Source organism: Pseudomonas sp. GL_090 (genome assembly GCF_057837765.1).
In genome coordinates, this window is sequence record NZ_CM174452.1 from 4981094 (window position 1) to 4993796 (window position 12703).

Below are 12703 nucleotides of genomic sequence, written 5' to 3' on the forward strand. Positions count from 1 at the left end.
CGTTGGTTCATTGTGCGTCGAGTTGCCTTTGCAATGCCCAGATCTCCCGTTTCACCTCCATGCGTCGATCCAGTGCAGTCAGGATGCCTGTTGCGTCTAGGCCGCAGTATCGACGTAACCAGTGAGCCATCATTTCCGAATCCGGGTAGAAATAGTCTTTATGGCCTTTGCTATTTCTTGGGTAGTCATTCATTTCGCCGTCGAAGCGCTCTGCCGAAAACTCGTCAGGCGGTAAAGAGCCCCGCTCAGCGGCTACATCCTGAAAAATCCAGGCGATTTCATCGATGTGTTTTTGCGCGCTGCGATGGCTGCGCCGGTACAGAGTGAACTGGCCGCAGCTTTCTTGAAAACGTTCCATCATCGGCTCGTCATCGACCCACTGAAGGATGTCGAACTGCCCTGCATGGCGTATCAGACCGCTAATCCAGCGATCAGCAAAACGTCGAACAAACCCCTCGACGTCGGCCTTTTTTGCATCGGCGAAGATCATGCAGTAACGAGTCGGGATGTGGATGGCGAACAGCACATGTTTGCGTTGAACAGTGACGGCGTGGACCAGCCACTGTTCGGCGGACTCATCAGGCTCATCGTCTTCAATGACGGGTGATGGTGGACTTTCCACCCTCGTGATTTTTTTGCCCTTGTGCACACGACTGAAGAATTTACTGGCCGCTTCGGTGCAATTGAAAATCAGCATCCCTGGTTCTCTGGTAAAGGTTGGTCAGTCCTGCGGGACGATCTCATCGACCCATTCAAGTTCGTAGGGCTGGCGAACAACCTCGGCAATGTATCTCAGCGCACCTTCGCTGAGAACCGATAACTCTGCCTCGGTCAGCAAGTCATGCATGACCATCAGCCACAAGCCCCGGAGCGCACTTGAACGGGATTGGCTGTTGTAGTCAAACGCCTGGGCCATGTCCTTGTTTCGATCATGGATCATGCCGTAAAGCATCCCGTAGCGAGCATGAGCCGACAACGCATCATGTTGCGCAATCGCCTTGGCATCGGCAAGAACACCTAGGCAGAAACGGTCGAGCGCAATCTTGCGCAGCTCCTTGAACTTCTTCCAGTCGCTTTCGAGGATCGGCATGAGATTCTCCTGCGTGAAAACCTGAACAGTGTGAAGCGCTATTCTTGCGAAAAAAACCGCCTTTACCAACCCCGGAATCGAGTGGTGATTCGCTGGCGACTTCGACAGTTTCCCCTCGCACCGAGACAGTTACCGTTCGTCTGGCTGAAAAGAAAAATTAAAAAATGAATTTGATCCGGGCCCAAAACAACTGTACAAAAACACAGTATATTTTGACCAACACTCTCGAGCCCGGAGAACACCATGGCCTCTCAAGCGATGAAAATCACCCTGGAACGTATCGCCCTCTTCCAATTCACCCCGGCCCACTGCGCCCAGGCCCGAGCGATGCTGGGCTGGAGTGTGCAAGAGCTGTCGCGGGAATCCCGGGTTTCGGCGGAGGCCATTCAACGCTTCGAGGCGCGACAGGAGGTGCTGGATGTCACGCGCCTGGCTCTGGCCTATCGGTTCGAGTCGGAGGGGTTGGTGTTCTTCCCGGGGTTTGCGCCGGGTCGAGGGATGAATGTGAGAGGGTCGACGCCGAATCCGGTTGGGCGGGCGGATTTTGCGATGGTGGAGTGAGCCAACTCATCGATTGACGATTATCCCCATTTAGGTATATTTTCGCATGAGTACAAGGAAGCCACTCCTGTGGGTTAGCAGCAGCAAAAAAGATCTCAAGCAGATGCCCGCAGATGTACAGGACGTTTTTGGCCACGCGCTTGATCTGGCCCAAAGCAACAAGAAGCACCTAGATGCAAAACCACTAAAAGGCTTTGGTGGTGCCGGAGTCCTTGAGTTGATTGAGGACTTCGATACGAACACCTATCGCGCCGTTTATACCGTTCGTTTTGGCAATGCTGTCTATGTTCTGCACTGTTTTCAGAAAAAGTCGACCACAGGAATCAAAACCGCGCAGTGCGACATCGATTTGATCAGGAAGAGACTTCAAGCGGCGCAGGAACACGCAAAAGGATCAGGACATGATTGAAATCGAAGAAAGCAGTGGCAACGTCTACGAAGACCTCGGGACACCGAACGCCAATGAAATGCGAGTCAAATCCCAATTGGCCGCAAAAATAGGCGAAATCATCAAGGCTCGCCATTTGACCCAGGTTCAGGCGTCCGAAATTTTAGGTCTGTCACAGCCCAAGCTTTCCGAAATGTTGCGCGGAAAGTTTCGTGGGATAAGTGAGGCCAAGATGATGGATTGCCTGTTACTTCTCGGGCGTGATGTGCAAATCGTGGTCAAGTCGGCCCCGCGCTCACGCAAAGAAGGCCGAATTGACGTGGTTTTTAGCTGAGCTCTACAACTCAGCTAATTGCTCTACGCGTTATGAGCGACCACCCGCTCACTCTCCCCTTCCACCGCCAGCCACCACGCCCCACCACGCTGCGGATGCATCAAGTTGAACGCCTCGCCCATCTGCGGTGTGGTGATCGACACGTTGCGTTCCCAGGCCAGGGCCAGGATGCGGTCGAAGGGTTCGTACCAGGCGTGCATCGACAGGTCGAAGGTGCCGTTGTGGATCGGCAGTAGCCAACGGCCCTTGAGGTCGAGGTGGGCTTGCAGGGTTTGTTCGGGTTGCATGTGCACGTGCGGCCAGTCGACGTTGTAGGCACCGGTTTCCATCAGGGTCAGGTCGAAGGGGCCGTATTGTTCGCCGATGCGTTTGAAGCCGTCGAAGTAGCCGCTGTCGCCGCTGAAGAAGAGGCGTGTGTCGCCATCGATCATCACCCACGAGGCCCAGAGGGTGCTGTTGCTGTCGAACAGGCCACGGCCGGAAAAGTGTTGCGACGGGGTGGCGATGAACTGGATGCCATCGACTTCCGTGCCTTGCCACCAATCCAATTGACGGACTTTGCTGGCGTCGATACCCCACTTGATCAGGGTGTCGCCTACGCCCAGTGGGGTCAGGAAATGTTTGGTCTTGTCCGCAAGCTTGAGCACGGCCTGATGATCCAGGTGGTCGTAGTGGTCGTGGGACAGGATCACCGCTTCAATCGGTGGCAATTCTTCCAGGCTGATCGGTGGCTGGTGAAAACGCTTGGGTCCGGCCCATTGCACGGGCGAGGCACGCTCGGCGAAGACCGGGTCGGTGATCCAGAACTTGTCGCGCAGCTTGAGCAGCACCGTGGAGTGGCCCAGGCGATAGACACTGTGGTTCGGCGCTGCGATCAGCGCGGCTTGAGTCAGGGCTTGCACCGGGACGGGCGCACTCGGGCGGGTGTTTTGCGGCTTGTGGAACAGCACGCTCCACAGGATGCCCATGGTTTTGCCAAAGCTTAAACGTTGAACCGGCGTGAAGTTTTGATACTGCCCTTGAGCCTGTCGGGATGCTTCAGGTGTGGAGGCGTTGTCCACCGGGGAGTTTGAATTGGCCATGACTAAATGACTCCAGAAAAACCGCGCATCACGCGACTTTCCGTTTTGGGACGATAAATGGCCAAAGCACGCACGCATCAGCCGGACTTTCTATTTTTGCTGGGCAGGGTTAACAAAACATTACACTGCACAGTGTAGTTTCTAGGTTGCATCAAAGTCGATGACAAGTAAACTGCTGAGTGTAATTCCACCCTTCTCCCCTGCCGAAGCGTATTTATGACAGCTCCTCAGCGCCTCACCGACCGAAAACGCCAAGCGATCATTCAAGCCGCGATCAACGAATTCCGTGAAAACGGTTTCGAGATCACCAGCATGGACAAGATTGCTGCCACTGCCGGTGTGTCGAAGCGCACGGTGTACAACCACTTTCCCAGCAAGGAAGAGTTGTTCGCCGAGATCCTCAATCAGTTATGGATCCGGGTGACGGCAGAACAGGAAGCGACCTACAGCCCCGACCTGCCGTTGCGCGAGCAATTGCGCGGGTTGCTGATGGCCAAGCTGCAAATGTTGGGCGATGACAATTTTCTCGACCTGGCGCGGGTGGCGATAGCGGCGACGATTCATTCCCCGGAGCGGGCGCAGGATATGGTGGCGCGAATGGGCGAACGCGAAGAAGGGCTGACAGTATGGATTCGGGCCGCTCAAACGGATGGCCGATTGAAGGCCGTGGCTCCCGAATTCGCCGCCCAACAGATCCATGGCCTGCTCAAGTCTTTTGCATTCTGGCCACAGATTTCCATGGGGCAACCCAGCTTGTCAGCCGAAGAACAACACCAGGTGGCCGAGTCCGCGCTGGACATGTTTCTGGCCTGCTATCAGTTGCAATAAATGACAAGGTCGACAGCAGTGTCGAAGGATCGATGGCTCTGATTTAAACGACGCGATGTGTTTCAGAATGAAACTGGCGCTGAGGCTATAGTGAGCTTCAGTCCCAGCGCCAGACAGAGGGCATCATGACCACCCGCCACGAAACCACCGCCCACGTCGATCACCTGCGTTTCCATCGTCCCCATGCCCACCTCGCGCCAACATTCGGCAATGACAAGTTTGCCTTGCGCGCCGAAGCCTTTGCGCGGTTCTTCGGCACACCGACTTTTCTCGGTGCACAAACGCTGATCGTGGTGATCTGGGTGTGCCTCAACCTGTCGGGGTTCACCCACTTCGATGCGTACCCGTTCATCCTGCTCAACCTGGCTTTCAGCCTGCAATCGGCCTATGCCGCGCCATTGATTCTGTTGGCCCAGACGCGTCAGGCAGCCCGGGACAAAGCCCAATCCGATGCCGATGCGCAGCACCGCGAAGCGCTGGCGACCGCCAACAGTGAGCGGCAGGCGGAAGCTGCGAAAAACACTGCGCAATTGCTGGAGCTGCTTGAGCAGAACACCCGTCTCACGGAGATGACCAAGACCCTCACCGAGCGCATCGAAAACCTGACCACGGAAATGCACCAACACCTGGTGCGCAAGGATGAGCCTAAGGCCTAAAGGTTTTCACGGCAGTTTCAGCGCCCGCCCCAACTCATCGAACAAGGTGACCACCGAGCGCAAGGCGCGGCAGTCGGGACGAGTCAGCAGCCACAGCGCGGTGTCGAATCCGTGCAGTGGTTCGCTCAGCGGCTGCAATCCGTCGCCGATCAAAAAGTCCGGCAACGCCGCCACGCCCAACCCCGCCCTGACCAGTTCGGTCACCGACAACATGCTGTTGCAGCGATAGCCCAGCGTTACCCCCGGCAAGGCCTGGCGACGCCAGGTAACGGTCGGGTGATCCGGCAGGAAGTCATCCGGGGCGATCCAGGTCAATGCGGCCAGGTCAGTGCTATTGACCGACTGCAGGTATCGCTCGCTGGCACACACGCGGTATGAAATCTCCGCCAGCCGCCGTCCCACCAGATGCTCCGGTGGCGTGCGAGTCAGGCGCAGGGCGATATCGGCATCCCGACGGCTGAGGTTGGCAAAATCATTGGACGTGCTGAGTTCAAGGGTCAGCGCCGGATAATTCGGCATGAACTGCGCCAGCGCCGGCAACAGCAAACCTTGCAGGACTGAATCGGTACAGGTCAGGCGCACGATGCCGCTGATCACGTCACCGCCCTGCTCCACACCGATGCGCGCCGCCTCCAAAGCCTGCTCAGCGCGCTCAGCCTGTTCCGCCAGGGACTGCGCCAGGGTGGTGGGCAGGTAACCGGCGCGGCTTTTTTCGAACAGTTGCTGGCCCAGGGCAGCCTCCAGCCGGCGCACCGCTCGAAACACCGTCGAGACATCCACCTTGAGCAGTTGCGCGGCCCGGGACAGAGAGCCGCCGCGCACCAGCGCGAGGATCAGGGCCAGGTCCGGGTAGTCGAGCCGATAGTGCGTCGCTGCATTGATCACTTGGGAAAACGCCAATATTGAGTGCGTGAACGCCAATTTATAGTGGGCACCGGCAATCAACAAGTGCAGAGGCCCCACATGGAAACCCGCCCGATTCGCATCGCCCTGATCGGCGACCACGACCCGCAAGTCACCGCCCACCAGGCCATTCCCATCGCCCTCGAAATGACCGCTGAACACTCTGGCCTGAACCTGCAATGGCAATGGCTGGCCACCGATGAAATCCACGCCGATGCACCGCTGCATACATTCGATGGCTTCTGGTGCGTACCGGCCAGCCCTTACCGGAGCACGGACGGTGCATTAAAAGCGATTCGTTTTGCCCGCGAACAACGGCGACCTTTCCTCGGCACCTGCGGTGGTTTTCAACACGCGGTGCTGGAATATGCGCGCAACGTGCTGGGCTGGTCGGATGCCGAACATGGCGAGACAAATCCCGATGCGGCACGAGCACTGCTGACACCGCTGTCGTGCGCGCTGGTGGAAGCGGTCGATACCATTCATTTACGTGAAGGCTCGTTGATTGCCCAGGCGTACGAAAGCGCCGAGATTCGTGAAGGCTATCGCTGTCGTTATGGTGTGAATCCGCAGTTCGAAGGGGAGCTGCTCAAGCGCGAACTTCACGCCGTCGGCCACGATTCTGAACACGGAGTACGGGCGGTCGAGCTCAGCGGTCATCCGTTCTTTGTCGCGACCTTGTTCCAGCCCGAGCGGGCGGCGCTCAAGGGCGTCTTGCCGCCGCTGGTTGGCGCCTTTGTCGAAGCCTGTGCGGGGCGCTCGGCATGATCGCCGATACGCCAACTGCGCCCTATTACGCGGTGATTTTTACCTCACTGCGCACCGAGGGTGACCAGGGTTACGCCGAGGCGGCTGCACGAATGCTGGAACTGGCCCGTGAACAGCCGGGGTTTCTCGGTGTGGAGTCGGCGCGGGGCGAGGATGGGTTGGGAATAACCGTGTCGTACTGGGCCAGTGAAGCGGCGATTCTGGCGTGGAAACATCATCCTGAGCACAGTGCGATTCGCGAGCGTGGGCGCTCGACCTGGTATGGGCGGTGTCATACGCGGGTGTGTCGGGTTGAGCGGGCCTACGGGTTTAACCAGTGAGTGATGTAGTGTTTTTCAGATCGCCATCGCGAGCAGGCTCGCTCCCACATTTTGATCCCGGTCGGTCACAACATTTGTGCACGACAAAGATCCACTGTAGGAGTGAGCCTGCTCGCGATGGGGCCAGAACGGTCAGTACAAAAACTCAACCCTTAACCAGACAACGAACCGCCGAAATCTCCGGCACTTCCCGCCGGTTCATGTACACCCGCAACGGCTCGGTGATGTTGATCCGGTCATCGATGTTCTGGTCCAGCAGCAACTGAATCAATTCGCGCTTGAGCGTCATGGTCTGCTCGGGGCCCTCGGCCCAGACGAATTCGCTGGTCGGGATGATGCCGTCGTCCGCCACGTCCATGCCAAACGAGTCTTCGCTGAAACGCACGATGTAGTGGCCGGTCTTGCGGTTGAGGCCGACAAAACCTTTGAGTTGGTCGGCAGCCTGGCAGATGAGCTGGGAAGTGATGCGCATGGTAAACCCCGCAATGGTGATCGTTGGTTTGCACGCAGGGCCCGCGTTTCCCTCTGCCGGGGAAATTGCAGCGCCCCAGCGTACTGCAAACGAGCGCACAAAAGCGCTGACGAAAATCAGCTTTAGACAGCTTTTTGTCGGTCTGGCGATAGCGTCTGCAAAGATGACTTGTTAAAAGGGACCGCCAACTCATTGCGAAAGGATCTCGAGCATGTCCGCAACCTTTACCAAAAGCGCCCTGTTACTGAGCCTGTTGCTCGGCCTCGGCCTCGGCCACGCACAGGCCGCCAGCGAACCAGCACCCTCGGCACTGGCCACCCGCCTGGGCATTCCGCATCCAGCGGTAATCGCCCACCGGGGCGCGTCGTTCGATGCGCCGGAATCCACCGCCGCCGCCTATAAGACTGCCCGCGACCTGGGCGCCGACTACCTGGAACTGGATCTGCAGCGCAGTAAGGATGGCGTGCTGTTTGCCCTGCACGACAACAATCTGCAACGCACCACCGACGTCGCCAGCAAATTCCCCGAGCGCAAGGACAGCCCCGCCAATGCGTTCACCATGGCCGAACTGAAAACCCTGGACGCGGGCAGCTGGTTCAATGCCGCGTACCCGGATCGCGCACGTCCAGCCTTCGCGGGTCTGAAGATTTTGACCCTTGATGAAATCATCGACATCGCCGAGGGCAACAGCCTGCACAAGCCCGGCCTGTACATCGAGACCAAGGAGCCCAAGCAGTTCCCCGGCATCGAACACGACCTCAAGGAAAAACTTCAGGACCGTGGCTGGCTGAGCCCGACCGGTTCGAAACTGGCGAAAAGCGAGTTGGCGGTCGGCCAGGGCAAAGGCAAGGTGGTCCTGCAGACCTTCGAGAGGAGCAGCCTCGAGCTGCTGCAAAAGGAGATGCCGAAGGTGCCGAAGATCCTGCTGCTGTGGGTCGGCGAAGGCAGTATCGAGCCCCAGTCCAAAGTGACATTCGCCGAGTCCGGCGAAAAGGATAAAGCCGCTTACTACGCCAAACAGCAACCGAAGGACAAGGCCGAGTTCCAGAATTGGGTCGACTACGCCAAGGCCCAGGGCGCCATCGGCATCGGCCCGTCCGCCGCACTGACCCAGGGTGGCGACCAGAGCTACTCGGATCTGGTGCAACCCTGGATGAACCAGTACACCCACGACCAGGGCCTGTTGGTGCACGTCTACACCATCGACGATGCGGTGGACTACCGGAAAGTCATGGACGCCGGTGTCGACGGCATCTTCACCAATCGCGCCAGTGAGTTGTTGAAGTTCTATAAACGCCCGGCGGCGAGTGTCGATCAGGTGTTGAAGAACAACGGTTTTTAAATGACCCAAGGTAACGAGTGGACTGGCCAACTGTGGCTCGGGCGTGACTATGCCCTGATCCACGGTCGGTCGGGGCGCACCGCGCCCCACTCTCACTACGCCCATCAACTGATCTTCGCACCCGACAGGCCGGTGACCGTTGAGCTCGACGGCACGCCTGTCACCGCCGCTCGCCTGCTGATTCCTTCACACGTTCGACATGCCATTGTCGAAGCGCCGGACCCGCTGTTCACGCTGTATGCCGAGCCGCTAGTCTTTGATGCGCCGACATTCGGCCAGGCAATGTCGGACGCCGAACTGTCCCTGCAAGGTCTCGATCAGGCAGTACGCAACTGTTCGCGACGCGTTCTGACCGACCCACGAATCGACCGCGCCATCGCCACCATCGATGCATCCCTGGCAAACAAAGTAGCCGCGCATGCGGTCGCCGACACCGCTCATTTGTCCATGAGCCAGCTACAGCGACTGTTCGTCAGCCAGGTCGGCTTGCCGGTGCGCAGGCTGGTGCTGTGGCGCCGCCTGCGACTGGCGATGGAATTGATCCTGGCGGGCGAAGCCGTGACGCTGGCGGCCCATGCGGCCGGGTTTGCCGATTCGGCACACTTTTCCCGCAGCCTGAAAAAACTCTTTGGCGTGACCGCCCGCCAAGCCTTGCGACACCTGGACCTGCTTGTGCTGGACTGACTCAGCGACGCAACGCTGGCGGCACGAGTGGCTCTTCTCCCAACGCTGTTGACTCAAACGGATCGAGCAACTGCGCCACATAATCCACCGGAAAATCCGGACGGCTGCCGATCCCGAGATCGCCTTGGCGAATCTGATAGTCCTGCGTGTAAAAAACGGTCCCCAACAGCCAGTCCCACAGGTTGAAGAACAAGGCGAAATTGACGTCGCCAGCTTTGCCGTACTTCATGTGGTGAAAGCGGTGCATCGGTGCCCAGGCAAAGATCCAGCGCCAGGGACCAGGGCGCATGTCGACATTCGAATGCTGCAACAAAAGCTGAATCGCGATGGAGAACGTCAACAGCGCTGCAACGTCCTGCGGGATGCCAAGCACCAGCAGCGGCAATAGCCCCGCCGAAGCTTCCAGCATTTGATGCAGCGGATGTTTCATCAAGCCGTTGAAGCCATACAGGCGTTGCACGCTGTGATGCACCGCGTGCAATCGCCATAACCAGGGCAGTCGATGACTGGCGTAGTGCATCAGGCTGACCCCGGCGTCTGCCACGAAAATCGCCAGCCCCAGTTGCAGCCATAACGGCCAGCCCCGTGGCCACGCACCCTCAATCGCCAGCAACGCCACCAGAGCCGGCATTGCCAAAAGCCCGAGGGCGCCCAAGGTTTCGTTGATGAGTGCGTTGAGGATGTCCCGTCGACGATCGCCGGCGCTGCGGTTCCAGCAAGCCTCATAGGGCACTGTCCATTCAGCCAGGAACGACACCAGCAAGGCTGCAAAAAACAGCGGCAACAACCACCGCGTCGACAGGCCACCGACACCGATCAACCACACCCCTGCCCCGATGAATCCGCCCCAGAATACCGGTGCGTACAACCCCGCAATGATAGTTTTCATCGCCACCTCCATTGATTGAAGGCAAAGCATGCGAGTTGATCCGGGCACAGAATTGAACAAACGAAGCAATCGAACGCTCAGTTTTAAGGGTGAATTAAGTTGATACGACTAACCTGATCCCACTTGAACAACTATCCCAAGGAAAGAACTCATGAAGACTTTGACTGCCCTCTTCACCGCTGCCGCCCTGACGCTCACCGCTGGTTTGGCCCAGGCCAAAGACGTTCCCGTCGACCAGATCCCTCAGCTGGTGAAGGAGGGCAAGATCAAGCCTATGGAAGAGTTGAACCAGATCGTGTTGAAGCTGCACCCGGGGGCCACCATTACCGACAGCGACCTGGACAAACACTCCACCATCTACGAGTACGAAGTCGAACTGCGTGACGCCAGCAATGTTGAATGGGACGTGGATTTGAACGCCACCACCGGCGAAGTCCTGAAGAACAAAAAAGACGTCTGATGCACAACAAAGAGCCGCACGCTTTTCGGATCGTGCGGCTTTTCTGCGTCTGGATGATTGATCAGGCCGACGTGCTGACCATGGTGTTTTTTCCACTGTGGATTCACGTTCAACCCGTCATCGACACCCTGTATCTGCACTGAGACCGACTGTGTACCGAATCGATAAGGAACCCGGTACACAGTCCGTTTCATCAAGCGCTCAGGCGCGCCGTCACCTCGTTCAACTGCCCCGACAACCCGTGCAGGTTGGTGCTGGCCGCTTCAGTGCGCTGCACGTTGTCCAGGTTGGTGCTGGCGATGCTGGTGATTTCGGTGAGGTTGCGCGAGATGTCTTCAGCCACCGAGGTCTGCTCTTCGGCGGCAGTGGCGATCTGGCGGTTCATGTCACGGATGGCTTCCACGGCCAGGGTGATGCGCTCGAGCATGGCGCCGGCCTCCGTCACTTGCTGCACGCTTTGTTCGCTGCGCGACTGACCGCTTTCAATCGCCTGGGCCGCTTCGATTGCACCGGTCTGCACGGTCTGGATGATCTGGTTGATCTCGATGATCGACGCCGCCGTGCGCTGGGCCAGGCTGCGCACTTCATCGGCCACCACCGCGAATCCGCGTCCGGCCTCACCGGCGCGGGCCGCTTCGATGGCGGCGTTGAGCGCCAGCAGGTTGGTCTGCTCGGCGATGCCGCGAATCACTTCCAGGACTTTGCCAATGCGTCCGCTGTCGGTTTCAAGCTGGCGGATGACCGTGGCGGTGTTGGCGATTTCGCCGCGCATCCGGGTGATGGTGTGGATGGTGCCCTGCATGACTTTTTCGCCCTGCTGGGCGGACTGGTCGGCATCGTCGGCGGCCCGCGCCGCTTCGGCGGCATGACGGGCGACTTCCTGTGCGGTAGCGGACATTTCGTTCATCGCCGTGGCCACCTGATCGGTGCGGTTGAACTGCTCGTTGGTGCCGCCGGCCATCAGGGTGGCGATCGAATTCAACTCACCGCTGGCGCTGTCCAGGTCCGACGCGCTGCGCTGTAAACGGCTGAAGGTTTCGGCGAGGAAATCGCGCAGGGTGTTGGCGGCCATCGCCAGTTTGCCCAACTCGTCCTGACGGGTGCTGGCCACGCGCTCGGCAAAACGCCCCTGGCTGAGTTGCGCCACGTATTCGATCAGTTTGCGGATCGGCTCGACCAGGTTACGGTTGACCAGCCACAGGCTCAGCAGGCCGATCAGCAGCCCCGAAACCAGCATCACGACCAGCCCCAGCAACACCGTGCGATCGGCACTGGCGCTGATCAGTGTCGATTGTTCAGCGCCCTGCTTGCGCAACTCACTGACCAGTTCACTCATCTGATCGCTGGCGGCGCGGTCCACGCCCTTGACCGCCGCGTCGCCCGCCGCCGGGTCACCACCGGCGGCCACGAACGCGTCCCGGCCCTTCTGATAGGCCGCGCCCAACTGACGATGTTCGTCACGCAAGCGCTCGATTCGGCTCTTGAGTGGCGGCTCGATGCCCTTCTGCGCGGCCAGCTCGCCGAGGATGTTTTGCACATCGCGCTGACGCTCCTCGAATTGCCCCCAGTACTTGCTCAGGTCCGCCGGTTGCTTGCCGCGCAGCAGGACGTTTTTCCACTCCTGCACCTGCACCTTGAATTGCAGGTTGGCTTCATCGATCAATTGCGAGGTGTGCAGCGGGCCTTCGATCAGATTGGCGTAGTTCTGCACGCCGCTGGACAGGAAGTGAAAGCACGCCAGGGCGATCAACAGCATCGCCAGCAGACTGCCGCTCAGCAGGGCAAGAATTTGTGCTCTCAGGGACTTTTGCAAAAGCATCGCAGGGTACTCATGACAGGAATGAGGCACGCCCGTTAAGGCGTGAAAAGTGTCCGGACATCCCTGTCTGCGGTCCCGGCCGAGGCCGACGGCGCGCAACTCAACCC

Annotated in this window: 18 protein-coding genes; 11 read left to right on the forward strand and 7 right to left on the reverse strand. The window is 58.9% G+C overall.

Translation table 11 applies throughout. The annotated features are described in order from the left end of the window. Positions 1 to 7: 7 nt before the first annotated feature. Positions 8 to 697, reverse strand: a complete 690-nt coding sequence (locus AC3ITA_RS22350) for a DUF6933 domain-containing protein (protein WP_095944552.1) — start codon at positions 695 to 697, stop codon at positions 8 to 10. 24 nt (positions 698 to 721) lie between these two features. After that, positions 722 to 1090: a hypothetical protein gene (locus AC3ITA_RS22355; RefSeq protein WP_095944551.1), complete on the reverse strand. Its 369-nt coding sequence runs from the start codon at positions 1088 to 1090 to the stop codon at positions 722 to 724. A 243-nt stretch (positions 1091 to 1333) separates the two neighbouring features. Between AC3ITA_RS22355 and AC3ITA_RS22360 the strand changes: the two genes are divergently transcribed. The 3 genes from AC3ITA_RS22360 to AC3ITA_RS22370 are packed head-to-tail and all read left to right on the forward strand — an operon-like array spanning position 1334 to position 2373. Further along, entirely contained in the window at positions 1334 to 1651 is a 318-nt protein-coding gene (locus AC3ITA_RS22360; RefSeq protein ID WP_095944550.1) for a helix-turn-helix domain-containing protein, read from the forward strand. A gap of 46 nt (positions 1652 to 1697) precedes the next feature. After that, a complete protein-coding gene (locus AC3ITA_RS22365; protein ID WP_095944549.1) occupies positions 1698 to 2060 on the forward strand; it encodes a type II toxin-antitoxin system RelE/ParE family toxin in 363 nt (120 codons plus the stop codon). After that, on the forward strand, positions 2053 to 2373 hold the full coding sequence (locus AC3ITA_RS22370) for a helix-turn-helix domain-containing protein (RefSeq protein ID WP_095944548.1): 321 nt from the start codon (positions 2053 to 2055) through the stop codon (positions 2371 to 2373). The genes AC3ITA_RS22365 and AC3ITA_RS22370 overlap by 8 nt, the downstream gene beginning before the upstream one ends. Positions 2374 to 2396: 23 nt before the next feature. Here the strand turns inward: AC3ITA_RS22370 and AC3ITA_RS22375 are convergent, their stop codons facing one another. Continuing rightward, the gene (locus AC3ITA_RS22375) at positions 2397 to 3455 is read right to left on the reverse strand and encodes an MBL fold metallo-hydrolase (RefSeq protein ID WP_150674256.1); all 1059 of its coding nucleotides are present in this window, start codon (positions 3453 to 3455) and stop codon (positions 2397 to 2399) included. 216 nt (positions 3456 to 3671) lie between these two features. Between AC3ITA_RS22375 and AC3ITA_RS22380 the strand changes: the two genes are divergently transcribed. Both AC3ITA_RS22380 and AC3ITA_RS22385 read left to right on the forward strand, forming a co-directional pair. Then, complete coding sequence (locus tag AC3ITA_RS22380) at positions 3672 to 4283, forward strand: TetR/AcrR family transcriptional regulator (protein WP_095944546.1); 612 nt, start codon at positions 3672 to 3674, stop codon at positions 4281 to 4283. 125 nt (positions 4284 to 4408) lie between these two features. Beyond that, positions 4409 to 4939 carry a DUF1003 domain-containing protein gene (locus AC3ITA_RS22385; protein ID WP_150674257.1) on the forward strand — a complete coding sequence of 177 codons (531 nt, stop codon included), beginning with the start codon at positions 4409 to 4411 and terminating at the stop codon, positions 4937 to 4939. A 6-nt stretch (positions 4940 to 4945) separates the two neighbouring features. On the opposite strand, the gene AC3ITA_RS22390 is transcribed toward AC3ITA_RS22385, so the two are convergent. Next, positions 4946 to 5887 (reverse strand): LysR family transcriptional regulator, encoded by a 942-nt coding sequence (locus tag AC3ITA_RS22390; RefSeq protein ID WP_095944583.1) that lies wholly within the window; start codon positions 5885 to 5887, stop codon positions 4946 to 4948. A gap of 15 nt (positions 5888 to 5902) precedes the next feature. On the opposite strand from AC3ITA_RS22390, the gene AC3ITA_RS22395 reads away from it, so the two are divergent. Both AC3ITA_RS22395 and AC3ITA_RS22400 read left to right on the forward strand, forming a co-directional pair. After that, entirely contained in the window at positions 5903 to 6610 is a 708-nt protein-coding gene (locus tag AC3ITA_RS22395) for a CTP synthase C-terminal region-related (seleno)protein (protein ID WP_150674258.1), read from the forward strand. After that, the gene (locus AC3ITA_RS22400) at positions 6607 to 6930 is read left to right on the forward strand and encodes an antibiotic biosynthesis monooxygenase family protein (RefSeq protein WP_095944543.1); all 324 of its coding nucleotides are present in this window, start codon (positions 6607 to 6609) and stop codon (positions 6928 to 6930) included. Before AC3ITA_RS22395 ends, AC3ITA_RS22400 begins: the two co-directional genes overlap by 4 nt. Before the next feature lie 145 nt (positions 6931 to 7075). Here AC3ITA_RS22400 and AC3ITA_RS22405 read toward each other — a convergent pair whose 3' ends face one another. Further along, complete coding sequence (locus AC3ITA_RS22405) at positions 7076 to 7402, reverse strand: DUF2025 family protein (protein ID WP_095944542.1); 327 nt, start codon at positions 7400 to 7402, stop codon at positions 7076 to 7078. Between the two features lie 211 nt (positions 7403 to 7613). Here AC3ITA_RS22405 and AC3ITA_RS22410 point away from each other — a divergent pair, with 211 nt between their 5' ends. Together AC3ITA_RS22410 and AC3ITA_RS22415 are read left to right on the forward strand one after the other, a co-directional pair. Beyond that, entirely contained in the window at positions 7614 to 8744 is a 1131-nt protein-coding gene (locus tag AC3ITA_RS22410; RefSeq protein WP_489278379.1) for a glycerophosphodiester phosphodiesterase, read from the forward strand. Beyond that, positions 8745 to 9428, forward strand: a complete 684-nt coding sequence (locus AC3ITA_RS22415) for a helix-turn-helix transcriptional regulator (RefSeq protein ID WP_150674260.1) — start codon at positions 8745 to 8747, stop codon at positions 9426 to 9428. Position 9429: 1 nt separating this feature from the next. Here AC3ITA_RS22415 and AC3ITA_RS22420 read toward each other — a convergent pair whose 3' ends face one another. Continuing rightward, positions 9430 to 10317 carry a sterol desaturase family protein gene (locus tag AC3ITA_RS22420; RefSeq protein ID WP_489278380.1) on the reverse strand — a complete coding sequence of 296 codons (888 nt, stop codon included), beginning with the start codon at positions 10315 to 10317 and terminating at the stop codon, positions 9430 to 9432. 151 nt (positions 10318 to 10468) lie between these two features. Here AC3ITA_RS22420 and AC3ITA_RS22425 point away from each other — a divergent pair, with 151 nt between their 5' ends. Continuing rightward, entirely contained in the window at positions 10469 to 10777 is a 309-nt protein-coding gene (locus AC3ITA_RS22425; protein WP_150674262.1) for a PepSY domain-containing protein, read from the forward strand. Beyond that, complete coding sequence (locus AC3ITA_RS22430; protein WP_191628444.1) at positions 10777 to 10920, forward strand: hypothetical protein; 144 nt, start codon at positions 10777 to 10779, stop codon at positions 10918 to 10920. The genes AC3ITA_RS22425 and AC3ITA_RS22430 overlap by 1 nt, the downstream gene beginning before the upstream one ends. A gap of 50 nt (positions 10921 to 10970) precedes the next feature. Here AC3ITA_RS22430 and AC3ITA_RS22435 read toward each other — a convergent pair whose 3' ends face one another. After that, a complete protein-coding gene (locus tag AC3ITA_RS22435) occupies positions 10971 to 12596 on the reverse strand; it encodes a methyl-accepting chemotaxis protein (RefSeq protein ID WP_095944539.1) in 1626 nt (541 codons plus the stop codon). Between the last annotated feature and the right edge of the window lie 107 nt (positions 12597 to 12703).